We start from the raw sequence: 22,516 nt of genomic DNA, 5'->3' as shown, positions 1-22,516 counted from the left end.
GATGGCGACGTTCTCCGTACAGGCCCGGCCCACCGACGCGGCGAGCTGGGGCGAGCTGGCCCGCACCGTCGAGGCCGCCGGCTTCGACGCGCTGCTGGCCGCCGACCATCCGGGTTTCGGCCCGTCCCCGTTCGTGGCGCTGGCCGCCGCCGCGGCGGTGACCGGCACCCTGGGCCTCGGCTCGTACGTGTCGAACGCCGGCGTCCGGGAGCCGATGCTGCTCGCCACCGACGTGGCCACCCTGGACGTGGTCTCCGGCGGCCGGGCGCGGCTCGGCCTGGGCGCCGGGCACACGCCGGGTGAGTGGCGGGCGGTCGGGCGCGAGCGCCCCGACGTCGCCGGGCGGGTCCGCCGCTGCGTGGCGGTGGCCGAGGCGGTCCGGGCGCTGCTGGCCGGCGACGAGGTCACCGTGGACACGCCGGAACTGGCCGCGCACGCCGCCCGCCTCGACGATCCGCGGCCGGTCCAGGACCGGATTCCGCTCGTCCTGGGCACGGCCAACTCCACGCTGCTGCGGTGGGCCGGCGCGCACGCCGACGTGGTCGGCCTGACCGGTTTCGGGCGCACCCTGCCGGACGGCCACCAGCACGAGGTGCGGTGGCGGGCCGACCAGCTCGAAACCCAACTCGCCCAGGTGGCGGCCGGCGCGGCCGGTCGGGGCACGCCGCCGGCCCTGGAGGCGCTGGTGCAGCGCGTCGCGGTCACCGACGACGCCGAGGCGGTCGCCGCCCAGACGGCCGCCGAGACCGGCCTCACCCCGGCGGAGGTGCTGGCCACACCGTTCGTGCTGATCGGGACCGCCGACGAGATCGTCGCGGCGGTGGCGGGGCACCGGCGCCGCTGGGGCGTCACCCGCTTCGTGGTACGCGCCGACGCCGTCGACGCGCTCGCGCCGCTCCTGCCCCGGCTGGCCGGAAACGGGTCGACTTCGAGCGCACTCGAGATAGGACACTGATTCCATGACGACGACACGACGGTTGGGCCGCAGCGGCATCGAGGTGAGCGCGATCGGCATGGGCTGCTGGGCGATCGGCGGCCCGCTCTGGGCCGGCACCCAGCCGCTCGGCTGGGGCGAGGTGGACGACGACGAGTCGATCCGGACGATCCACCGGGCGCTGGAGCTGGGCGCGACCCTCTTCGACACCTCCAGCAACTACGGCGCCGGGCACAGCGAGCGGGTGCTGGGCCGCGCGCTCGCCGGCCGCCGGGACCAGGCGGTGATCGCCACCAAGTTCGGCTACCCCACGGACGAGGCGACCCGACAGGCCACCGGCGAGGACGGCAGCCCCGGGTACGCGCGGCGCAGCCTGGAGGGCTCGCTGCGCCGGCTCGGCACCGACCACGTGGACCTCTACCAACTGCACCTGGGCGGCCTGCCGGTGCCGCAGGCGCTGGAGCTGGTCGAGACGCTGGAGGAGCTGGTCGGCGAGGGAAAGATCCGGGCGTACGGCTGGAGCACCGACGACCCCGCCTCGGCGCGGGTGTTCGCCGAGGCCGGCGCGCACTGCGCGGCGATCCAGCACGACCAGTCGGTGCTGCGGGACAACGCCGCGATGCTCGCGGTCTGCGAGGAGTTCGACCTGGCCAGCCTGAACCGGGGCCCGCTGGCGATGGGCCTGCTCACCGCCAAGTACCAGGACACGCCGGCCGCCCGCGGCGGTGACGACGTGCGCGGGGTGGCGCCCGAGTGGCTGGACTGGTTCAGCGACGGCGTGCCGCGTGCCGAGTGGGCCGACCGGGTGGCCCGGGTCCGGGAGACGCTGACCGCCGACGGTCGCACGCTCGCCCAGGGCGCGCTGGGCTGGCTGCTCGCCCGCAGCCCGCGGACGCTGCCCATTCCCGGCTGCCGGACCGTCGAGCAGGCCGGGGAGAACCTCGGCGCGCTGGCGTACGGGCCGCTGCCGGCGGCGGCGTTCGCCGAGGTGGAGCACCTCCTCGCCGACCTGCGCACCACCCCGGCGACCGCGTGAGCGTCATCCTGCCCGGCGTGTCCACGACCGACCGGCGCTTCGCGCTGCCACCGACGGCGGACGAACGGACGCTGCTCGACACGTTCCTGGAATTCCAGCGGGACGCGCTGGTCCGCAAGTGCGAGGGCCTGTCCGACGAGCAGCTACGGTCGCGGCCGGTGCCGTCCTCCCGGCTGTCGCTGCTCGGTCTGGTCCGGCACCTGGCGACGGTCGAACGCTGGTATTTCCAGGGCGTGGTGGCGGGCGCGTTCCCCGGTGACCTGTTCGACCTGAGCGACGACCCGGACGCGCCGTTCCACGACGTCGCCGACGCCACCGGCCCGGGCACCTTCGCGCTCTGGCGGGAGGAGGTGGCCGCATCCCGCCGGATCGCCGCCGCGCGTTCCCTCGACACGGTCGGGCGCACCCCCGGCTCCGGCGCCGAGCGGTCGCTGCGGTGGGTGCTGACCCATCTGGTCGACGAGTACGCCCGCCACCTGGGCCAGGCCGACATCCTGCGCGAGGCCCTCGACGGTCGCACCGGGGAGTGAGCGGGCGGTCCGGGCCTTCCGGGTCACCTTCGGGGACAGGCGTGACGAGTGAGTGATTTCGCTCCACGCATCCGGATCGCGTCGCGTACCCGAAGATGTGAGCATGCGGATCCTCATGGCCGGCGTGTCCGGCTTCCTCGGCACCCGACTTGTCGACCGGCTCGGCGCGGACGGGCATCAGGTCATCCGCCTGGTCCGCCGCCCGCCGCGCGGCTCCGACGAGCGGCAGTGGAATCCGTCCGCCGCGCAGCTCGACCCGCAGGTGGTCGCGGACGCCGACGCGGTGGTGAACCTGGCCGGCGCGGGGGTGGGCGACAAGCGCTGGAACGACGACTACAAGAAGCTGATCCGGACCAGCCGGGTGGACAGCACCACCACGCTCGCCATCACGATCGCCGGCCTGCCCGCCGCGGACCGGCCGGCGGCGTTGCTGAACTCCTCCGCGGTCGGCTGGTACGGCAACACCGGGGACCGCACGGTGGAGGAGGACGCGCCGGCCGGCGAGGGGTTCCTCGCCGACGTCTGCCGGGTGTGGGAGGCGGCGACCCGGCCGGCCGAGGACGCCGGCGTACGGGTGGTGCGGCTGCGGACCGGGCTGCCGCTGCACCGCGACGGCGGCCTGCTCAAGCCGCAGCTCCTGCCGTTCCGGCTGGGTGTCGGCGGCAAGCTGGGCAACGGCCGTCAGTGGCTGCCGTGGATCTCGATGCCGGACTGGCTGGACGCGAGCGCGTTCCTGCTGGCCCGCGACGACGTGGCCGGCCCGGTGAACGTGGTCGGGCCGGCGCCGGTCACCAACGCCGAGTTCACCCGGGAGTTGGCCCGCCAACTGCACCGGCCGGCGATCATGCCGATCCCGGCGCTGGCGTTGCAGGTCGTGCTCGGCGGGTTCGCGCACGAGGCGCTCACCAGCGCCCGGGTGCTGCCGGGCGTGCTGGGCAAGGCGGGCTTCACCTGGACCCACCCGGACCTGCCGGGCGCGCTGCGCGCCGCCCTCGCCGGGTGAGCCGGCCAGGGCGGCGCGGGCGGGTCAGCAGCCGATGACCCAGTAGCCGGGCCCGGTCTGCTTCAACGAGGTGGTGTAGAACGTGTTGTAGAGGCCCATCCGCTGGCCGCTGCCCAGCGCGTAGGCGTACCCGCCGGACTGGTAGGCCCGGCCGGCGGTGACGTGCGCGTAGTTGCTGGCGGTGACGCAGACCGGCGCGGTGGTCGGCGTCGGCGAGGGCGATCCGGTCGGGGTGGGCGAGGCGGTCGCGGTCGCCGTCGGGGTGGGGCTCGGCGGGACGCCGCCGCCGAGGCCGAAGAAGAGCGCGTCGCGGTACGTCGAGCAGATGGTGTCCAGGAAGTACGCCCCGGCGGTGCCGCACTGGTCCGCCGCCGAGCCCGGGTCGACCGGGGTGCCGTGGCCCATGCCGGAGACGCGGTAGACGCGTACCTGGTCGCTTCCGTAGACCTCCAGGCTGGTGCCGCCCGGCAGGGACGAGGTGCTGCTCGGGGTCGCCGACACGCCGAGCACGTTGGTCCACTGGTCGCGTGACTCGGCCGCGTTCGCCACGTTGACCGTGTAGTCGCTGGTGCCGTGCCAGACGGCCACCCGGGGACGCTTGCCGGAGTAGCCCGGGTACGCGTTGCGGACCAGGTCGCCCCACTGCGCCGGGGTCTTGTCCACGCCCGGGTTCATGCAGCTGAACGCGCTTGTGGTGCTGGTGGCGCAGCGGTACGGGATGCCGGCGATGATCGAGCCGGCGGCGAACACGTCGGGGTAGGTGGCCAGCATGACGGCGCTCATCGCCGCGCCGGCGGAGAGGCCGCTGACGTAGACGCGGCCGGCGTCGGTGCCGTAGTTGGTCTTCGCGTAGTCGACCATCTGCTTGACCGACAACGCCTCGCCCTGGCCCCGGGCGGTGTCGCCGGTCTCGAACCAGTTGAAGCAGGAGTTGGCGTTGTTGCCGGACGGCTGCTGCGGCACGATCAGCGCGAACTTCCACTGGTCGGCGTACTTCTGCCAGCCGGAGTTCGTGAAGTAGGTCGAGGCGTTCTGGGTGCAGCCGTGCAGCAGCACCACGGCCGGCGCGTTGCCGGGCAGGCCGTCCGGCCGGTAGGCGTACATGGCCAGGTTGCCGGGGTTGGAGCCGAAGCCGGTGACCTGGGTCAGCGTGGCGGCCTGCGCGGGCAGCGCGGCGGTCAGGACGCCGGCCGCGGCCAGCACGACCCCGGCCGCCGCCCCGGCGAGACGGGTGATGAGGGATGAGGAGCGGGACACGGGACCTCCCGATCATGGAATGTGAACTGGGTCACTCTCCGAGTTGCCGGAACGTTACGTCCGTGTTTCATCGACGGGAATGGCTGTCGGTCACACATTCACCGTCCGGGCGGTGTGCCCGGGTCCGGTTGGTAACGTCCGCTGCGTGCCGTCCTCCCCGGTCGCCGACCCGCCGCCCGCCACCGCCGCCCGCGCACGGCGCGCCGACCTGCTGGTGATACTCGCCGCGGTCGCGCTGGCGCTCTGGGTCACCAGCGGGATGTGGCGGGACCCGAACACCCGGACGATCACCGTCAACTCCAGCGACCAGGCGCTCTTCGAATGGCTGCTGGCCTTCGGCGGGCACGCGCTCACCCACGGCGAGAACCCGCTCTTCACCCACCTGATCAACGTCCCCGACGGGGTGAACCTCGCGGTCAACACCTCGATCACCGTGTACGCGGCGGTCTTCGCGCCGCTGACGTACCTGGTCGGGCCGCCCGCGACGTTCCTGGTGATCCTCACGCTCAACCTGGCCGCCACGGCGGTGGCCTGGTACTGGCTGCTCAGCCGGCACCTGGTCGGCAGCCGGCTGGCCGCCGCGGTGGGCGCGTTGTTCGTCGCCTACTGCCCGGCGATGGTGTCGCACGCCAACTCGCACCTGAACTGGACCGCCGGCTGGTTGGTGCCGCTGCTGATCTGGGGCGTGTTCCGGCTGCGCCGGCCCGGCCGCGCGGTGACCGGCGGGATCGTGCTCGGCCTGCTGGTGGCCGTCGCGTTCTCGATCGCGGCCGAGGGGTTGTTCTTCACCGCGCTGGCGCTCGCCACGTTCCTGCTGGTCTGGGCGCTGCACCCGGCCCGGCGCGCGGAGGCGCGGGCCGCGCTGCCCCGGATGGCGGCCGGGCTCGGGGTGACCGCCCTGGTGGCCGGCGTGCTGCTGGCGTACCCGCTCTGGCTGCACTTCGCCGGGCCGCAACGGTTCCACGGCACCGGCTTCGACCCGCTGATCCACTCCGAGGACATCGCCGCGTACCTGTCGTACCCGCGCCGGTCGCTCGCCGGTTGGGCCGGGTTCGGCACGTCGCTGGCGCCCAACCCGACCGAGGAGAACTCGTTCTTCGGCGTGCCGCTGCTGCTGCTCGCGGTCGCCTGCTTCGCGTTGCTGTGGCGGCGCGCCGACCGCGCGTTCCGGGCCACGCTGCTCGCGCTCGGCGTGACCGCGGTGATCTTCGCGGTGCTCTCCTGGGGGCCGACGGCCAAGTGGAACGGCCGGCGCACCGACCAGCTCCTGCCGTTCGGGGTGCTGGACAACCTGCCGGTGATCAACGCGGCGCTGCCGTCCCGGCTGGCGCTCGTCGTCGCGCCGGTGATCGGGCTGCTGCTGGCGTACGCGATCGACGCGTTGCGCGCCCGGCCGCCCCGGCGGCGGGTGACCGGCGCGGCCTGGCTGGTCGGGTTCGTCGCCGCGCTGCTGCCGCTGCTGCCCACCCCGCTGCTCACCAGCGTCCGCGAGCCGATCCCGGCGTTCATCACCGGCGGGGCGTGGCAGCGCTACGTCCCGCCCGACGGGGTGCTCACGCCGCTGCCGTTGACCGTCGACGTCTACCCGGACGGGCAGCGCTGGCAGGCGTACGCGCTGGCCCACCGCCAGGGTGAGTTCCGCATCCCGGCCGGCTTCTTCCTCGGCCCGGGCGGCCCGGACGGCCGGGGCCGGATCGGCCCGGTGCCGCGCACCTTCGACACGCTGATGGATCAGGCCGGGCGGACCGGGCTGGTGCCGATCATCACCGAGGGCAGCATCGAGGAGTCCCGGGCCGACCTGCGCCACTGGGGCGTGCGGGCGGTGGTGCTGGCCGACCGGGTGCACGGCGCCAAGTACGACGTCGACGAGGAGGCGTTGCGCCGCACCGCCACCGCGCTGCTCGGCCCGCCGGAGCGGGTCGAGGACGTCTGGGTGTGGCGGGTGCCCGACGCGTGACGCGACGAGCGTCACGGGTGGGCGGCCGGGCCGGCGGGACTAGGCTGGACGGGTGAGCGTGACGACTTCAGGACCGACCACCGTCCGCGCCGGCCGGCTCGACTACCGGGCCGCCTGGGACGAGCAGCGCCGGCTGCACGAGGCCGTGGTGGCCGGCGAGCGGGGCGACACGGTGCTGCTGCTGGAGCACCCGAGCGTCTACACCGCCGGCAAGCGCACCGAGCCCTGGGACCGGCCGATGGACGGCACGCCGGTGGTGGACGTGGACCGCGGCGGCAAGATCACCTGGCACGGTCCGGGGCAGCTCGTCGGCTACCCGATCGTCCGCCTGCCCGACCCGGTCGACGTGGTGGCGTACGTCCGGCGCACCGAGCAGCTCCTGATCGACGTCTGCGCCGAGTTCGGGCTGGCCGCCGGTCGGGTGGAGGGGCGCAGCGGCGTGTGGGTGCCGGCGGACGACCGGGGCCCGGCCCGCAAGGTCGCCGCCATCGGCATCCGGGTGGCCCGTGGCGTCACGCTGCACGGCTTTTCGATCAACTGCGACTGCGACCTGGGCTTCTTCGACCGGATCGTGCCCTGCGGCATCCGCGACGCCGGGGTCACCTCGCTCACCGCCGAGCTGGGCCGACCGGTCACGGTGGCCGACGTGCTGCCGGTGGTGGAACGGCACCTGCCCACGCTGACCCGGGTCTGACCGGGTGCGGCTCGACCTGGTCACGCTGGTCGTCGCCGAGTACGACCCGGCGATCGCGTTCTTCACCGAGGTACTCGGTTTCGAGTTGGCCGAGGACTCACCGTCGCTGACGAACGACGGCCGGCCCAAGCGCTGGGTGGTGGTCCGCCCACCGGGCGGCGGCACCGGGCTGCTGCTGGCCCGCGCGGACGGCGAGCACCAGGCCGGGGCCGTCGGCGACCAGACGCACGGCCGGGTCGGCTTCTTCCTCCAGGTCGACGACTTCGACGCCACGCACCGCCGGATGGTCGCCGCCGGCGTCGAGTTCGTCCGCCCGCCCCGCACCGAACCGTACGGCCGGGTCGCGGTGTTCCGCGACCTCGCCGGCAATCGCTGGGACCTGCTCGGCCCGGCCTGATCCGGACGGATCAATAGACAAGCATTGATATCTACGGTTGTAAATGCGACGCTGGGTATGGAAGCGCTCCCACTCCTATCCTATGCGCCGAAGGAGGACGTAACCGTGCGTTCCCACCACCGATCCGGCCGACCGCGATCAGCCGTCCGCCACCCCGTCCGCGCACTCGTCATGGCGCTCGCCCTGCTGGCCGGCATCCTGGCCGTGCCCGGCGCCGCCCAGGCCCACGGCACGATCGTCAACCCGGCCACCCGCGCCTACAAGTGCTGGCAGACCTGGGGCAGCCACCACACGGACCCGGCCATGCAGCAGCAGGACCCCATGTGCTGGCAGGCATTCCAGGCCAACGCCGACACCATGTGGAACTGGATGAGCGCGCTGCGCGACGGCCTCGGCGGCCAGTTCCAGGCCCGCACGCCCGACGGGCAGCTCTGCAGCAACGCGCTGTCCCGCAACGACAGCCTGAACCGGCCCGGGGCGTGGAAGACCACCAACATCAGCCGCAACTTCACCGTGCAGCTCTACGACCAGGCCAGCCACGGCGCTGACTACTTCAAGGTCTACGTCAGCAAGCAGGGGTTCAACCCGACCACCCAGACGCTCGGTTGGGGCAACCTCGACTACATCACGCAGACCGGCCGGTACGCGCCGTCGCAGAACATCAGCTTCAACGTCTCCACCTCCGGATACACCGGACACCACATCCTGTTCGTCATCTGGCAGGCGTCCCACCTCGACCAGGCGTACATGTGGTGCAGTGACGTCAACTTCACCTGATCGCCGTACCGCACCGCGCCGGCCCGGGACGCACCCGTCCCGGGCCGGTTCGCGCCACCGGTCAGGGCGTGAGGCGGTGCAGGTCGCGCGGGAAGGCGGTCACCTCCCGGACGTTCGCCGCGCCGGTCAGCCGCGCCACGAACCGCTCCAGCCCGATCGCGAACCCGCCGTGCGGCGGCATGCCGTGCCGGAACGCGTCCAGATAACCGGCGTACGGCTCGACCGGCTCGCCGCGCGCCGCCAGCGCGGCCAGGTAGTCGGCGTGTCGGTGCAGCCGCTGCCCGCCGGTGACCAGCTCCACCCCCCGGAACAGCAGGTCGAATCCGTTCGAGTACGCCGGGCGGGCCGGGTCCGGGTGGGTGTAGAAGGGGCGCTTCGCCATCGGATAGCCGGTGACGAACAGGAAGTCGCTGCCGTGCTCGGCCCGCGCCCACTCCCCCAGCGCCCGCTCGTGCGCGGGGGCCAGGTCGGGCTCGTCGGCCGGCGCGCCGGCGATCTCCAGCGCGTCGGTGAAGTGCACCGCCGGGATCTCGGCGGGCACCCGCGGCACCGTCACGCCGAGCGTGTCCAGCGCGCCGGCGGCCCGGTCCACGACGCCCGCCACCATCCCGGCGAGGGTGTCCCGCAGCACGGCCATCACGTCCCGGTGGTCGGCCACGAAGCCCAGCTCGACGTCGAGCGAGGTGTACTGGGCCAGGTGGCGCACCGTGTCGTGCGGCTCGGCGCGGAACACCGGCCCCACCTCGTACACCCGCTCGAAGACGCCGACCATGAGCTGTTTGTAGAACTGCGGCGACTGGGCCAGGTAGGCGGGCCGGCCGAACCAGTCCAGCGCGAAGACGTTCGCGCCGCTCTCGGTGGCCGAGCCGACCACCTTGGGCGTGTGCACCTCGACGAAACGCCGCCGGTCGAGCGTGGCCCGGAAGCCGGCCACCGCCGCCGCCGAGATCCGCAGCGCGGCGGACCGGGTCGGATGGCGCAGCGCGGTCGGCGCGTGGTCGAGCTGGGTGGGCAGGCTCGCGGTGAGCACCGGCCGGTACAGGTCGAACGGGGGCGGCACGGCGGGCGGGCCGAGCGGACGTACCGTCGGCTCGACGACCTCGACCCCGGCGGGCGCGGCGGGGTTCGCGACCACCGTGCCGACCACCTCGACGACGGTCTCCTCGCCGAGCGCCTCGACCTGCGCGCGCACCTCGGGCGCGGCGACCACCACCTGGGCGAGCCCGGTGGCGTCGCGGACGATCAGGAAGGCCACCGACTTGAGCAGCCGGCGGCGGTGGACCCAGCCGGCGAGCCGGACGGTCGCGCCGACCTGGGCGGGGAGTTCAGTGGACAGGATGCGTTGCACGGTGGGCTGCTCCTCGATCGATCGCAACGCCTTCGCCGCCCTGGGGTGGCGAAGCATCGCCTCAGCCCCGGGAGGTGCGGGCGAGCGGGTCCTCGCGGTGCCACCACACCTTCGCCCCCGCCGGAGCGGGGGCCTCGTTCGTCGCCTTTTCACCGGGGCCGGCCGGGCGGGGTCTACTGGGCGCGCGCCGTTCTTCCCGCAGCTCGGGAGGGTCTTCGCGGGCCGGCGCCAGACCGCCTCGCAGCAACCGGCGGCTCTCTGGCTGGCGGGTCGGTCCGCTACTCGGCTCCGTCGCAGCTCTGCCGGGACGCTAGCACCGCGACCGCCCGCTGTGACGTGGATTTTCCCGGCGCTCGTGTCCGGCGTCACAACGTTTCCGGCGTGACGGCCGTCGCCCGATCTTCATCGACCGTCGCCGACCGGCGTAGGCTCGGTTTTGTGACGATCGAGCATTCTGCGCCGACGACTCAGCAGCCAGCGCCCACCGCGACAATCGCGCCGGAGGGGCGCCGCATGCTGCGGATCGAGGCGCGCAACGCCGAGACGCCGATCGAGCGCAAACCGCCGTGGATCAAGGTCAAGGCCAAGATGGGCCCGGAGTACACCGAGCTGCGCGGGCTCGTCTCCCGCGAGGGTCTGCACACCGTGTGCCAGGAGGCCGGCTGCCCCAACATCTACGAGTGCTGGGAGGACCGGGAGGCCACCTTCCTCATCGGTGGCGACCAGTGCACCCGGCGCTGCGACTTCTGCCAGATCGACACCGGCAAGCCGGCCGAGTTCGACGCCGACGAGCCGCGCCGGGTCGCCGAGTCGGTCGCCGCGATGGGTCTGCGCTACGCGACCATCACCGGCGTGGCCCGCGACGACCTGCCCGACGGCGGCGCCTGGCTCTACGCCGAGACGGTCCGGCAGATCCACGCCCTCCGCTCCGGCTGCGGCGTCGAGCTGCTCATCCCCGACTTCAACGCGGTGCCCGAGCAGCTCGCCGAGGTCTTCGGCGCGCGCCCGGAGGTGCTCGCGCACAACGTGGAGACCGTGCCGCGCATCTTCAAGCGGATCCGCCCGGCGTTCCGCTACGAGCGCTCGCTCGACGTGATCCGTCAGGCGCGGGCCGCCGGCCTGGTCACCAAGAGCAACCTCATCCTCGGCATGGGCGAGGAGCGCGCCGAGGTCTCCCAGGCGCTGCGCGACCTGCACGAGGCCGGCTGCGAGCTGATCACGATCACGCAGTACCTGCGCCCCACCCCCCGGCACCACCCGGTCACCCGCTGGGTCAAGCCGGAGGAGTTCGTCGAGCTGCGCGAGGAGGCCGAGGAGATCGGCTTCGCCGGCGTGATGAGCGGCCCGCTGGTCCGCTCGTCGTACCGGGCCGGCCGCCTCTACCAGCAGGCGCTCGCCGCCCGCGAGGGGATCGCCGTCGCCGGCTGAGGCCGGCCGTCGACCGCGTCACCCACCGCCGGCCACCCGCCGGATGCCATGATCAAAGGCATGACCGCCGGGGTACGCCAGGAGCCACGCGAGGCCGACCGCCCGCGTACGCCCCGGCGACCCCGGCTGCCGACGCTGCTCGCCCTGCTGGTCGGGTGCGCCGGCATCGGTTACCGGCTGGCGCTGCTGCTCGCCGACGCGCCGCCCACCAACAGCGACGAGGCGACCATGGGGCTGGCCGCCCTGCACATCGCGCGCGGCGACGCGTTCCCGGTCTGGTTCTACGGCCAGGCGTACATGGGCACGCTGGAGGCGTACCTGGCCGCTCCGCTGGTCGCGGTCGCCGGGCCGTCCGTGCTGGTGCTGCGGATGCCCACGCTGGTGCTGTACGCGCTGTTCCTGCTGTTGTCCTGGCGGCTGACCCGCCGGCTCGGCGGCGACCGCTGGTACGCCCTGCTGGTCGTCGCCGTGCTCGCGCTCGGCGCGGACCGGGTGGTGAAGAACCAGCTCATCGCCGGTGGCGGCTATCCCGAGCTGAATCCGGCCGGGACGGCGCTGGCGCTGCTCACGGTCGGGCTGTGCGCCGGCGGGCCGGGCGCGCGGCTGCCCCGCTGGGCGGCCTGGGGGCTGGTCGCCGGCGTGCTGCTCTGGGTCGACCCGCTGATCCTGCCGTACGTGGCGGCGCTCGGCGCGCTGCTGCTGGCGTGGCGACGGCGGGAGCTGGCCGGCCGCGCCGGGGCGGTGCTCGCCGGCGCGCTGCTGCTGGGCGCCGCGCCGATGGTGCTGGACAGCCTGCGCCACGGCCGCAACCCGCTCACCGCCGTGGTGCGGGCCAGCGGCTCGGACGTGGCGGCGGGCTGGGCCGAGCGGCTGCACGGCGGGCTGGTCCTCGGCCCGCCGCTGGCCATGGGCTTCTGCTCCCCCGGCCACTGCGCCGGGTGGCAGCTCTGGTGGGCGCCGGTCTTCCCGGTCCTGCTGCTGCTCGCCGCGTACACCGCCTGGCGCACGCTCCGCCACGTGCCCGCCGTCCCGGATCACGGGCACTCCGCCCGTCCCCGCCCCGGCGACCCGCCGGCCCGCCGGGTGTCGGCCGGGGTGCGGCTGGCGCTGCTGGGCGGCGCGGCGGCGGTGCTGGCGGCGTACGCGGCGAGCGACGCGGCCGGGCGGACGCCGATCGAGAGCAGCCGCTACCTGTCCTGCCTGGCGGTGGCCGTCCCCGCCCTGCTCTGGCCACTGTGGCGGGCCGCCCGCCCGCTCGCCGGGCCCCGCCACCGCGCCGGAGCGGCGGCGGTCGGAGCGGCGGCGGTCGCGGTGCTGGCGGGGGTCCTCGGGACCGGCGTGGCCAGCACCGTGGACACCGTCCGGGCGGCGCCCGCCGTGCACGCCGAGGCCGACCGGCACCGGGCGCTCGTCGACATGCTCGGCGCGCTCGGCGTCCGGCACGTGCGGGGCGGCTACTGGACCTGCAACCGCCTCACGTTCGCCACCGGCGAGGACGTGCTCTGCGCCGTGGTCGACGACCGGCTGCGTCCCGGCTTCGACCGGCTGCCGGCGTACCGGCGGGCCGTCGACGCGGACCCGGGCGCGGGCTGGGTGGCCCCGGACGGCTCGCCGCTGGCCGCGCGGCTCGATCGGCTGCTCGGCCCCGAACCGGACGCGCTCGACGTGGTGATCGTCGACGGGTGGCGGATCTACCTGCCCCGTCGCTGAGCGGGCCGGGTGACCGGACGGACACGGTCGCGGCTACCGGTCACGCGCCGGCCTACCGGGGCCGGCGCCGGGCCGGGGCGGACGGCGACGGCAGGTCCAGCAGGCCGAGGCGGTGGGCCAGCGCGGCGGCCTCCACCCGGTTGGTCACGTCCAGCTTGGCGATGATCCGGGAGACGTGCACGCTGGCCGTCTTCGGGGAGATGAAGAGCCGTTCGGCGATCCGGCTGTTGCTGTGCCCCTCCGCGACCAGCCGCAGCACCTCCCGCTCCCGGCTGGTCAGCAGGTCCGGCCCGGGTCGCCCGGTGCCGCGCAGCCCGACCCGGCGGGCCAGCGTCGCGGCCTGCTCGCCCAGCGGGGTGGCACCCAGGCGGGCGGCCAGCTCGACCGTCTCCCGGACGGCGGCGGCCACCTCGTCCCGCTCGCCGGCCGCGGCGGCCACCTCGGCCAGCCCGAGCAACGCCCGACCCAGCGGGTACGGCTGCCCGGCCGTCCGCCACGCCGCCACCGCGGCCCGCCACGCGTCAAGCGCCTCGCCGGGTTCCGCACCGGTCCGACCGGCACCGCCCGACGCCGATTCATCCGTCCGACCGCCGCCGCCCGACGCCGTCCCGCCCGGCGTGGTCGGGTCGGCGTCCGCCTCGGCGGGACGGAGGCCGGTCAGGAGCGCGGTGACCTGGGCGGCGTGCGCCCGTTCCGCCGGATGAGGGGTCGGCAGCACGGCTGCCACGGTGGCCACCTCGGCGGCCACCCCCCGGTCGCCGGCCAGCACGGCCGCCCGGGCCGCCGCGCTGAGCACCGGCCAGCCCTCGCGGGGCAGGTCGACCAGATGCGTGTCGGCCAGGGCGGCGCGGGCCGCGCGTACCGCCTCCAGCTTGTCGTCGGCCGTCAGGGCCGCCTCGACGCGCAGCTCGTGCAGCGGCAGCCGGTGGTTCGGCCAGAGGTAGGGCCGGCCCAGGAACGCCAGCGCCCGCCCGACGAGTTCGTCCGCGGCGGGACGGGCCCGGGCCAGCCGGAGCCCGGCGCGCAGTTGGAGCCAGTGCAGCCCGGAGACGCCCGGCGGGTCGATCCGGGCCGCCTCGGCGCAGGTCGCGTCCGCCTCGTCCCACCGGCCCAGCGCGATCAGCGCCTCCGCGCGGTTGGACAACAGGTAGGCGCCGATCGAGCGGCTGATCCCGACCCGGCGGGCCTCGGTGACCCCGGCCGCGGCGGCCTGCTCGGACTCGGCGTACCGGCCCAGCTCGAAGAGCACGTCGGAGAGGAAGACCAGCGCGCTGACCAGCGCCCACGAGTCGCCGACGGCGCGGGCCCGCGCCTCGACCCGGCGCAGCTCGGCCAGGGCGCGCTCCGGGGTGCCGTCGAGGCGGTGCCGCACCACGATCCGGGTGGGCAGGAGCACCAGGTCGGTGCCGGCCTCGGACGCGCCCGTCATCGCCTCGGCGGCGACCGCCGCGGCCTCCCGGGGGTCGACCTTCATCAGGTGCGCCGCGATGTCGGCCAGCACGCCGAACCGGGCCGGGCCGCCGGGCGCGCCGACCGCCAGCCGGTACGCCTCGCGCAGCTCCGCCGCCCCGTCGCTCTTGCCGAGCAGCGCGAGCAGCCGGCCCCGGTGATCGAGCAGGCCGGCGGCGCGCAGCGGCTCGGCGGCGGAGTCGACCTCGGCCAGCGCGGCCCGGGTGAGCGTGAGCGCCCGGCCCAGGTCACCGGCGGTGACCGCCGCGGTGAGCGTCTCCTCCAGCACCCGCAGGTGGTCCATGCCGAGGCGGTCGGCGGCGTCGGGCACCTGCTCCCACAGTTCGAGGACGCGTTCCAGCAGCCGGCTCTGCTCGGCGTACGCGTACCGGTCGGCCGCCGCGGCGGCGGCGACCCGGGCGGCGGTGAGGGCACGCGGGTGGTCGTGCGCCGCGTACCAGTGGTGGGCGATCTCGGCCGGGGCGCGACCGGCGGCCACCAGGTGCGGCTGCGCCTCGATCGCCGCGGCGTAGCGGGCGTGCAGCCGGGCATGCTCGCCGGGGAGCAGGTCGTCGTGCACCGCCTCGCGGACCAGCGCGTGCCGGAACTCGTAGTCGCCCTCCGGGTCGGCGACCACGAGCTGCCCGGCGACGGCGGCGCGCAGCGCGTCCTCCAGCTCGGCCTCGGGCAGCCCGGCCACCTCGGCGAGCAGCCGGTGGGCGAAGCGGGTGCCGCCGGCGGCGGCGATCCGCAGCACCCGCTGGGCCGGCTCGGGCAGCCGGTCCACCCGGGCCAGCAGCAGGTCGCGCAACGTCTCGGGGAGCACGGCGCAGCCGACCGGGCTGCCGGCCGCGGCCAGCTCCTCGATGAAGAACGGGTTGCCCTGGGTGCGTTCGTGCACGTCGTCGACGACGCGGGCGGTCGGCTCGGCGCCGAGCAGGTCGGCGAGCACGGCGGCGGTGCCGTCGCGGTCGAGCCGGCCCAGCTCGACGCGGTCGACGCCACGGACCCGGTCCAGCTCGGCGAGGAAGGGCCGCAGCGGGTGGCCGCGGTGCAGCTCGTCGGTGCGGTAGGTGCAGACGACGAGCAGGCGGGTGGCCCGGGCGGCCCGCACCAGGAAGCCGATCAGGTCCCGGGTGGACCGGTCGGCCCAGTGCAGGTCCTCGATCACCAGCACCAGCGGGCGTTCCTCGGCGAGCCGCCGGAACAGGTCGGCGACCAGGTCGAACAGGTAGCCGCGGGGGGTGTCGGCGAGCGCCGGCCCGGCGGGCACGGCGGCACCGGCCGGCATCCGGGCCAGCTCGGGCAGCAGCCGGGCGAACTCCGCCTCGTAGCCGGCGAACGCGGCCGGGCCGTCGTTGCGCAGCACGTCGCGCAGCGTGGCCGCGAACGGGGCGAACGGCAGGCCGGCCTCGCCCAGCTCCAGGCACTGGCCGACCAGCAGCCGCGCCCCGGCCGCCGTGACGTGGCCGCCGAACTCCTCCAGCAGTCGGGTCTTGCCGACGCCGGCCTCGCCGCCGACCAGGACCGTGGTCGGGTCGCCGCCCCCGGCCCGGGCCAGCGCCTCGCGCAGCACGGCCAGCTCGGGCTGCCGGCCGACGAGCACGGTGCTGGCGGCGCGTACGGTCACGCCGTCGAGCATGCCACGGCGGCCTGACGCCCCGGCCGGCCCGACCGGGCCGTCGGGAGCCGCCGGTCCGGCCGCCCCCGTGACGGCCGGACCGGCGACTGCCGGCCCCGGGAACCCGGCGACGTCCGGCCGGGTGACCGGCCGGGCGGTCACCGGCGGGCGTCGGTGGTGCGGGCGGTGTGCTGGCGGCGGCCGAGCCAGCCGTGCGGATGCCGGCGGGGCAGCGACCGGGCGATCCGGTCGTTGGCCGCGTCGGCCTGTAGCTCGGAGGCGTGGCTGCGGTGGATGCTGAGCAGGAACTCTGCGTCGTTGCCGAACATCTCGGTGCTCCCCTGTCGTGCGGTGGTCGTGCTCCGTCGAGGTCGACTGTCCGCGCGAAGGTGCCCCCGGCGCATGGGTACGCCGCCCGATCTTCGCCCCGTTCCGCCTCCTTACCCGCCGCCGGCCCGGCCCGGCGCGGTCGTAAGGTACTCAGCCCTGCGCGGAACGGGTGGCCACGGATCAACCGGCCGAGCGCCGACCACTAGACTCGGTGGCATGGCAAAGCCCCAGGAGAAGGTCTCGTTCGGCCAGCGGCTGAAGCAGATCGGGATGGTGTTCAAGTTCACCGCCAAGCAGGACAAGTGGTTCGCGCCGCTGACCGCTGCGGCGGTGCTGATCCCGCTCGCGCTCACCGTGGTCGCGGTGCTCGCCTGGGGCTGGCTCTTCCTGCCGATCGGCATCCTGCTCACCCTGCTCGCCGTGCTGATCGTGCTCAACCTGCGCTCCAACAAGGCGATGATGAACGCCGCCGAGGGGCAGCCCGGTGCGGCGGCGCAGATCATGGAGAGCATGCGCGGTGACTGGCGGGTCACCCCGGCGGTCAGCTCCACGACGCAGATGGACATGGTTCACCTGGTGGTGGGTCGTGCCGGCGTGATCCTGCTGGCCGAGGGGAACGCGCAGCGCGTCCGGGGCCTGCTCGGCCAGGAGAAGCGCCGGCTGGCCAAGGTGATCGGCTCGGCCCCGCTGCACGACTACGTGATCGGTCAGGGCGAGGGCGAGCTGCCGGTCCGCAAGCTGCGGATGACGCTGATGCGGCTGCCCCGGTCCCTCTCGCCGAAGGACGTCAACGCGCTCGACAAGCGGCTCAAGGCGCTGACCGCCCGGCCGCAGATGCCCAAGGGCGCGGTCCCGAAGAACATGCGACCGGCGCGCGGCGCGTTTCGGCAGACCCGGGGTCGCTGAGTCCCGGCGTACGCGTCGAGGAGCCGGCCCCGCGCGGGGCCGGCTCCTTTCCGTTACGGGTCAGCGGCGTGGCGCGTCGGTGACGACCGCGCCGGTGAGCCGGTCGTGCAGGCCACGCCGGTGCTGATCCATGATCAGGGCCGGCACGACGAGGGACAGCAGGAGGCCGCGCAGCAGCGCGCGGACCAGCCCGATCCGGCCGCCGTCGGCCCAGGCGACGCAGCGCAGCCGGGTCAGGTACATGCCGGGGGTCTGGGCGAAGAGGCCGAGGAAGAAGCCGTACTCCAGGATCAGCACCAGGACCGGCGGCCACCCGTCGCGGACCGGGTCGGCGAAGGACCGGGCGACCAGCAGGCAGAGCACCCAGTCGATGATCAGCGCGCCGAACCGGCGGCCGAGGCTGGGTGGCGTGAAGGCGGGATCGGTGGCGGGTGGCACCGGTGCGGCGGCGGTATCGGTCACGCGGCCAGGGTAGCGCCGTCTCGACGCCCACCGAAAAATCCGACAAGGCCGCCAAAGTCGGGCAGAACGCGCGGGCGATGACGCTCCGCTAGCGACGTAACACGGCGGAAACAGAGGAGACACGGCCGGGCAACCCCCCGGCCATAGCGTCGCCAAGAGTCAGCCACCGGAGTGGACCTGCCAGGAGGACGTGTGTTCGCCAATTCCGAGGAACTCCTGCGATACCTCAGCAACGAGGACGTGAAGTTCGTCGACGTACGTTTCTGTGACCTGCCCGGCGTGATGCAGCACTTCAACCTGCCGGTCGAGTCCTTCGACGACAGCGTCTTCACCGACGGCCTCGCGTTCGACGGCTCGTCGATCCGCGGCTTCCAGTCGATCCACGAGTCGGACATGCTCCTGCTCCCCGACGTCGCCACCGCGTTCATCGACCCGTTCCGCGCCCAGAAGACCCTCGCGCTGAACTTCTTCGTCCACGACCCGTTCACCCGCGAGGCCTACTCCCGCGACCCCCGCAACGTCGCCAAGAAGGCCGAGGCCTACCTCGCCGCCAGCGGCATCGCCGACACCGCCTACTTCGGCGCCGAAGCCGAGTTCTACATCTTCGACTCCATCCGCCACGAAACCTCCGCCCACCAGTCGTTCTACTACATCGACTCGATCGAGGGCGCCTGGAACACCGGCCGCGTCGAAGACGGCGGCAACCGCGGCTACAAGACCGCCTACAAGGGCGGCTACTTCCCCGTCCCCCCGGTCGACCACTACGCCGACCTGCGCGACTCGATCGTGCGTCGGCTCGTGGACAGCGGCTTCACCGTGGAGCGCTCGCACCACGAGGTCGGCACCGCCGGTCAGTCCGAGATCAACTACCGGTTCTCGACGCTGCTGCACGCCGCCGACCAGCTCCAGCTCTTCAAGTACATCGTGAAGAACGAGGCGTGGGCCAACGGCAAGACCGCCACGTTCATGCCCAAGCCGCTGTTCGGTGACAACGGTTCCGGCATGCACACCCACCAGAGCCTCTGGCGGGGCGGCGAGCCGCTGTTCTACGACGAGACCGGCTACGCCGGCCTGTCCGACACCGCCCGCTGGTACATCGGCGGCCTGCTGCACCACGCCCCGTCGCTGCTGGCCTTCACCAACCCGACGGTCAACTCGTACCGGCGCCTGGTGCCCGGGTTCGAGGCGCCGGTCAACCTGGTCTACTCCCAGCGCAACCGCTCCGCCTGCACCCGCATCCCGGTCACCGGCAGCAACCCCAAGGCCAAGCGCGTCGAGTTCCGCGTCCCCGACCCCTCGGCCAACGTCTACCTCGCCTTCTCCGCGATGATGATGGCCGGCCTCGACGGCATCAAGAGCAAGATCGAACCCCCGGCCCCCATCGACAAGGACCTCTACGACCTCCCCCCGGAGGAGTGGGGCGACGTCAAGCAGGTCCCCGGCTCGCTGCCGGCCGTGCTCGACTCGCTCGAGGCCGACCACGACTACCTGCTCGACGGCGGCGTCTTCACGCCGGACCTGATCTCCACCTGGATCGACTGGAAGCGGGCCAACGAGGTCGACCCGGTGCGCCTGCGCCCGACCCCGCACGAGTTCGCGATGTACTTCGACTGCTGAGCACGCTCGTCAGCACCGGCCGGGCCGGCTCCGCCTTCGCGGGGCCGGCCCGGCCGTTCCATTCCGGCCCGGTCAGCGCGGCGCGTGCCGGTGGCGCAGCCCGGCCCGGACGCCGGCCGCCACAACGACCACCACCAGCGCCGTCATCAGCACCGCGCCGGGCGCCTTGGTGAACCGGGCCAGGTTCGTGCCGTCAGGCAGCGCGAGCACCGACGCCGCCGCGCAGGGCGCCACGAACCAGACGGTCCGGGCCGGCGACACCACCGCCACCGCGAGCAGGGCCAGCGGCCAGGTCGCGTACCAGGGGTGGAAGACCGGGGCGAGCGCCACGGTGGCGGCCAGCGCCAGCCCGGCGCCGAACAGCACCACCCGGGCCACCCGCTGCCGGTCGTCGCCGCGCCGACGCGACGCCGTCCACGCCCGCCACCAGAGCGCCATCAGCAGCCCGACCAGCAGCACCAGCCCGACCACCCGGGTCACCGGCACGGCGTGCGGGTCCCGCCCGACCAGCTCGCCGGCGTAGTCGATCACGAAACCGACAGCGGTCGGCGGCGAGGTCCACTGCTGCGAGTCGCCGCTGCGGCCGAGCCCGTCCACCCAGCCCAACCCGAGGCCGGTGGCGAGCGAGAGGACCAGCAGCGTGCCGAGCACCGCCGCGGCCAGCCGGCCACCGTCACGCAGCAGCGCCCGCCACGTGTGCCGGCCGGACACCGCGGCGAGCGCCGCGAACGGCAGCACCACCACGGCGACCGCCTTCACCGCGACCGCCAGGCCCAGCAGCACCCCGGCCACCACCAGCCCGCGCGGCGTGCCCGGCCGGCGGACGAGCACCAGCAGCCCGAGCAGGACCAGCCCGAGCGCGAGCGCGTCGTTGTGCGCGCCCGCCACCAGGTGCACCCCGACCAGCGGGCAGGCCAGCACCAGCCAGGCCGCGCGGCGGGCCGGCACCCCGGCGGCCCGGGCCAGGCCGGGCAGGGCGGCGGCGACCAGCAGCACCCCGGCCACCGCGACCAGCCGCAGCAGCACGATCGTCCCGACCAGACCACCGCCGGCGAGCACCGCCAGCCCGGCCAGCAGCACGAAGAACGGCCCGTACGGCGCCGGGGTGTCCCGCCAGATCGGCGACACCGAATCGGTCCACGGGCAGCCGGCCGCCGCCACCCCCACCCGGTACGGGCTGACCCCCTGCGTCCAGGTCCAGCCCTGGCAGGCGTACGAGTAGACGTCGCGGCTGCCCAGCGGCGGCGCGGCCAGCAGCGGCAGCGCCCAGAGCCCGGCCGTCAGGTACGCCCACCGGCCCGACGGGGCGCCCCAGCGCAGCGACCACCAGGCGCCGACCAGCAGCACGGTCCCCACCAGCCAGCAGCCGAGCGTCACCGGCCCGTGCGGGGCCTGCCAGAGACCGGCGAGCGTGGTACGCGGTGGCGCGGCCGGCAGCGCCCCGCCCAGCCAGCCGGCGGCGGTGAGCAGCACCACGCCGACGAGACCGGCGTACCGGGCGAGCGCGGCGGCGACCGGCCGGACCGGCGCGTCGGGCTCGCTCACCGGCACACTCCTCACTCCACGGGAACCGGCTGCCGCCCCTTCCGAGCCGACCGTACCAACCGAACCGCCACCACGATCACCAACAGCGTCATCAACGGCGCCCCGGGCATCTTGGTGTAGCGCGGCAGGCCTGTGCCGTCGGGCAGGATGAGGAACGACGCCACCAGCGCGACCACGAGATACCACTTCTGCCGCCCCGGAGCGGTCGCCGCGAGCACGGCCAGCGGCCAGGTCCAGTACCAGGGGTGGACCACCGGCGAGAGAGCCACCGTCAGGGCCAGCGCCAGGCCTGCGTGGTACAGCGGGTCACGGGTGCGGGCCCGCCACCAGAGCCAGACCAGCAGCACGGCCAGGAGCACCACGGCGATCCCCCGGGTCACCGGGAGCGCGTCGACGTGGACACCAAACGGTGCCATGACGTACCCGACGGTCTGTCCCACCGCAGTCGGCGGTGAGGTCCAGGCGACCGCGACGCCGCCCTGCGACAGTCCGCCGACCCAGCCGAAGTCCAGGCCACCGGCGACCGTCACGCCGACGACAGTGGCCACCGCGCCGCCGACCACCCACCCGCCGTCGCGCAGCAGCGTCCGGATCCGGTACGGCCCGGCCATCGCCACCAGCGCGGCGAACGGCACGACGACCAGCGCGGTCACCTTGATGGCCACGGCGATGCCCAGCAGTACCCCGCCGGCGAGCAACGGGCCGGGACGACCCGGCCGGGACGCCACCACCGCCAGACCGGCGACCAGCGTGCCGACCATCAGCGCGTCGTTGTGCGGACCGCCGATCAGGTGCACGGCAACCAACGGGCAGGCCAGCACCAGCCACACCGCCCGCTCGGCCGGTACGCCGCAGCGGCGGGCCAGCACCGGCACCGCGTACGCCGTCAGCGCCACCCCGACCAGTGCGAGCAGCCGGAACAACACGATGCTGGCGGTCAGCGAGCCGGTGGCCCCCACCACCGCACCCGCGATGACGACGAAGAGCGGACCGTAGGGGGCCGGGCTGTCCCGCCAGATGTAGGAGACGGTGTCCAACCACGGGCACGGCAGGGCCGAGACACCCTGCTCGTACGGGCTGATCCCGGCCGCGAAACTGGCTCCCTGGCACGCGTACGCGTAGACGTCCCGGCTACCGAAGGGGGGCGCGAGCAACAGAGGCGTCAGCCACAGCGCGGCGGTGACCAGAGCCCACCGCACGGACGGCACCCGGTCGCGTAGCGACCACCAGGCCCAGGCCAGCAGCGCGGTGCCCACCAGCCAGGCCAGGACGACCAACGGGCCGTGCGGTCCCTGCCATATCTTCACCGGGTTCGTCCGCAACGAAGAATCGGTCCGGGCGCCCCCGAGCAGGGCGGCCAGCGCGAGCAGGAGAGCGCCGGCCAGGCCGGTCCAGCGTGACAGATGGTGAGACACGCCCGCCATGCTGCCAGCCCCGCCGGGCCCGGCCGCCGCCAGGATCGACCACGGCGACCGCACCGGACGCGGGGGCGTCGCCGAGGCCCCGTGCTCGCGC

19 protein-coding genes are annotated in these 22,516 nt (G+C 74.5%); 12 read left to right on the top strand and 7 right to left on the bottom strand.

The window, feature by feature from the left end:
* Window position 1: 1 nt before the first annotated feature.
* From VKK44_RS05955 to VKK44_RS05940, 4 genes are all read left to right on the top strand, one after another.
* Entirely contained in the window at window positions 2-955 is a 954-nt protein-coding gene (locus VKK44_RS05955) for an LLM class flavin-dependent oxidoreductase (RefSeq protein WP_343445831.1), read from the top strand.
* Between the two features lie 4 nt (window positions 956-959).
* Complete coding sequence (locus VKK44_RS05950; RefSeq protein WP_343445830.1) at window positions 960-1,970, top strand: aldo/keto reductase; 1,011 nt, start codon at window positions 960-962, stop codon at window positions 1,968-1,970.
* A 17-nt stretch (window positions 1,971-1,987) separates the two neighbouring features.
* Window positions 1,988-2,500, top strand: coding sequence for a DinB family protein (locus tag VKK44_RS05945; protein WP_343445829.1), 513 nt, complete (start codon window positions 1,988-1,990; stop codon window positions 2,498-2,500).
* 103 nt (window positions 2,501-2,603) lie between these two features.
* Window positions 2,604-3,503, top strand: coding sequence for a TIGR01777 family oxidoreductase (locus VKK44_RS05940; RefSeq protein ID WP_343445828.1), 900 nt, complete (start codon window positions 2,604-2,606; stop codon window positions 3,501-3,503).
* Between the two features lie 24 nt (window positions 3,504-3,527).
* On the opposite strand, the gene VKK44_RS05935 is transcribed toward VKK44_RS05940, so the two are convergent.
* Window positions 3,528-4,760: an extracellular catalytic domain type 1 short-chain-length polyhydroxyalkanoate depolymerase gene (locus VKK44_RS05935; protein WP_343445827.1), complete on the bottom strand. Its 1,233-nt coding sequence runs from the start codon at window positions 4,758-4,760 to the stop codon at window positions 3,528-3,530.
* Between the two features lie 145 nt (window positions 4,761-4,905).
* Here VKK44_RS05935 and VKK44_RS05930 point away from each other — a divergent pair, with 145 nt between their 5' ends.
* The 4 genes from VKK44_RS05930 to VKK44_RS05915 all read left to right on the top strand — a co-directional run bounded on the left by VKK44_RS05930 (window position 4,906) and on the right by VKK44_RS05915 (window position 8,585).
* Window positions 4,906-6,717 (top strand): DUF2079 domain-containing protein, encoded by a 1,812-nt coding sequence (locus VKK44_RS05930; RefSeq protein ID WP_343445826.1) that lies wholly within the window; start codon window positions 4,906-4,908, stop codon window positions 6,715-6,717.
* A 52-nt stretch (window positions 6,718-6,769) separates the two neighbouring features.
* Window positions 6,770-7,411 (top strand): lipoyl(octanoyl) transferase LipB, encoded by a 642-nt coding sequence (gene lipB, locus VKK44_RS05925; protein WP_343445825.1) that lies wholly within the window; start codon window positions 6,770-6,772, stop codon window positions 7,409-7,411.
* A 4-nt stretch (window positions 7,412-7,415) separates the two neighbouring features.
* Entirely contained in the window at window positions 7,416-7,808 is a 393-nt protein-coding gene (locus VKK44_RS05920) for a VOC family protein (RefSeq protein WP_343445824.1), read from the top strand.
* 171 nt (window positions 7,809-7,979) lie between these two features.
* The gene (locus VKK44_RS05915; protein ID WP_343445823.1) at window positions 7,980-8,585 is read left to right on the top strand and encodes a lytic polysaccharide monooxygenase auxiliary activity family 9 protein; all 606 of its coding nucleotides are present in this window, start codon (window positions 7,980-7,982) and stop codon (window positions 8,583-8,585) included.
* A 61-nt stretch (window positions 8,586-8,646) separates the two neighbouring features.
* Here the strand turns inward: VKK44_RS05915 and aspS are convergent, their stop codons facing one another.
* Window positions 8,647-9,933: an aspartate--tRNA(Asn) ligase gene (aspS, locus tag VKK44_RS05910; RefSeq protein ID WP_343447687.1), complete on the bottom strand. Its 1,287-nt coding sequence runs from the start codon at window positions 9,931-9,933 to the stop codon at window positions 8,647-8,649.
* A 381-nt stretch (window positions 9,934-10,314) separates the two neighbouring features.
* Between aspS and lipA the strand changes: the two genes are divergently transcribed.
* Both lipA and VKK44_RS05900 read left to right on the top strand, forming a co-directional pair.
* Window positions 10,315-11,361 (top strand): lipoyl synthase, encoded by a 1,047-nt coding sequence (gene lipA, locus VKK44_RS05905; protein WP_343445822.1) that lies wholly within the window; start codon window positions 10,315-10,317, stop codon window positions 11,359-11,361.
* 60 nt (window positions 11,362-11,421) lie between these two features.
* Window positions 11,422-13,071: a DUF423 domain-containing protein gene (locus tag VKK44_RS05900; RefSeq protein WP_343445821.1), complete on the top strand. Its 1,650-nt coding sequence runs from the start codon at window positions 11,422-11,424 to the stop codon at window positions 13,069-13,071.
* Between the two features lie 52 nt (window positions 13,072-13,123).
* Here the strand turns inward: VKK44_RS05900 and VKK44_RS05895 are convergent, their stop codons facing one another.
* On the bottom strand, window positions 13,124-16,162 hold the full coding sequence (locus VKK44_RS05895; RefSeq protein WP_458351608.1) for a helix-turn-helix transcriptional regulator: 3,039 nt from the start codon (window positions 16,160-16,162) through the stop codon (window positions 13,124-13,126).
* A gap of 137 nt (window positions 16,163-16,299) precedes the next feature.
* The gene (locus tag VKK44_RS05890) at window positions 16,300-16,470 is read right to left on the bottom strand and encodes a hypothetical protein (RefSeq protein WP_343445819.1); all 171 of its coding nucleotides are present in this window, start codon (window positions 16,468-16,470) and stop codon (window positions 16,300-16,302) included.
* Window positions 16,471-16,687: 217 nt separating this feature from the next.
* On the opposite strand from VKK44_RS05890, the gene VKK44_RS05885 reads away from it, so the two are divergent.
* Entirely contained in the window at window positions 16,688-17,377 is a 690-nt protein-coding gene (locus VKK44_RS05885) for a DUF4191 domain-containing protein (RefSeq protein ID WP_343445818.1), read from the top strand.
* Window positions 17,378-17,437: 60 nt separating this feature from the next.
* Here the strand turns inward: VKK44_RS05885 and VKK44_RS05880 are convergent, their stop codons facing one another.
* Entirely contained in the window at window positions 17,438-17,839 is a 402-nt protein-coding gene (locus VKK44_RS05880; RefSeq protein WP_458351607.1) for an RDD family protein, read from the bottom strand.
* 192 nt (window positions 17,840-18,031) lie between these two features.
* Between VKK44_RS05880 and glnA the strand changes: the two genes are divergently transcribed.
* Entirely contained in the window at window positions 18,032-19,456 is a 1,425-nt protein-coding gene (gene glnA / locus VKK44_RS05875) for a type I glutamate--ammonia ligase (RefSeq protein WP_343445817.1), read from the top strand.
* A 72-nt stretch (window positions 19,457-19,528) separates the two neighbouring features.
* On the opposite strand, the gene mptB (VKK44_RS05870) is transcribed toward glnA, so the two are convergent.
* Together mptB (VKK44_RS05870) and mptB (VKK44_RS05865) are read right to left on the bottom strand one after the other, a co-directional pair.
* Window positions 19,529-21,001 (bottom strand): polyprenol phosphomannose-dependent alpha 1,6 mannosyltransferase MptB, encoded by a 1,473-nt coding sequence (gene mptB, locus VKK44_RS05870; protein WP_343445816.1) that lies wholly within the window; start codon window positions 20,999-21,001, stop codon window positions 19,529-19,531.
* 11 nt (window positions 21,002-21,012) lie between these two features.
* Window positions 21,013-22,416 (bottom strand): polyprenol phosphomannose-dependent alpha 1,6 mannosyltransferase MptB, encoded by a 1,404-nt coding sequence (gene mptB, locus VKK44_RS05865; RefSeq protein WP_343445815.1) that lies wholly within the window; start codon window positions 22,414-22,416, stop codon window positions 21,013-21,015.
* Window positions 22,417-22,516 lie beyond the last annotated feature (100 nt).

It is taken from the genome of Micromonospora sp. DSM 45708 (genome assembly GCF_039566955.1).
Lineage (GTDB): Bacteria > Actinomycetota > Actinomycetes > Mycobacteriales > Micromonosporaceae > Micromonospora.
The sequence above is the reverse complement of the archived record's forward strand: the minus strand, read 5'-3'. Positions and strand labels throughout refer to the sequence as shown.

Bases quoted from the DNA above. Each gene is read 5' to 3' on its own strand.
- VKK44_RS05955 (WP_343445831.1), top strand. From the start codon at position 2: ATGGCGACGTTCTCCGTACAGGCCCGGCCCACCGACGCGGCGAGCTGG.
- VKK44_RS05890 (WP_343445819.1), bottom strand. From the start codon at position 16,470: ATGTTCGGCAACGACGCAGAGTTCCTGCTCAGCATCCACCGCAGCCAC.
- VKK44_RS05940 (WP_343445828.1), top strand. From the start codon at position 2,604: ATGCGGATCCTCATGGCCGGCGTGTCCGGCTTCCTCGGCACCCGACTT.
- VKK44_RS05900 (WP_343445821.1), top strand. From the start codon at position 11,422: ATGACCGCCGGGGTACGCCAGGAGCCACGCGAGGCCGACCGCCCGCGT.
- VKK44_RS05950 (WP_343445830.1), top strand. From the start codon at position 960: ATGACGACGACACGACGGTTGGGCCGCAGCGGCATCGAGGTGAGCGCG.
- VKK44_RS05885 (WP_343445818.1), top strand. From the start codon at position 16,688: ATGGCAAAGCCCCAGGAGAAGGTCTCGTTCGGCCAGCGGCTGAAGCAG.
- VKK44_RS05915 (WP_343445823.1), top strand. From the start codon at position 7,980: ATGGCGCTCGCCCTGCTGGCCGGCATCCTGGCCGTGCCCGGCGCCGCC.
- VKK44_RS05895 (WP_458351608.1), bottom strand. From the start codon at position 16,162: ATGCTCGACGGCGTGACCGTACGCGCCGCCAGCACCGTGCTCGTCGGC.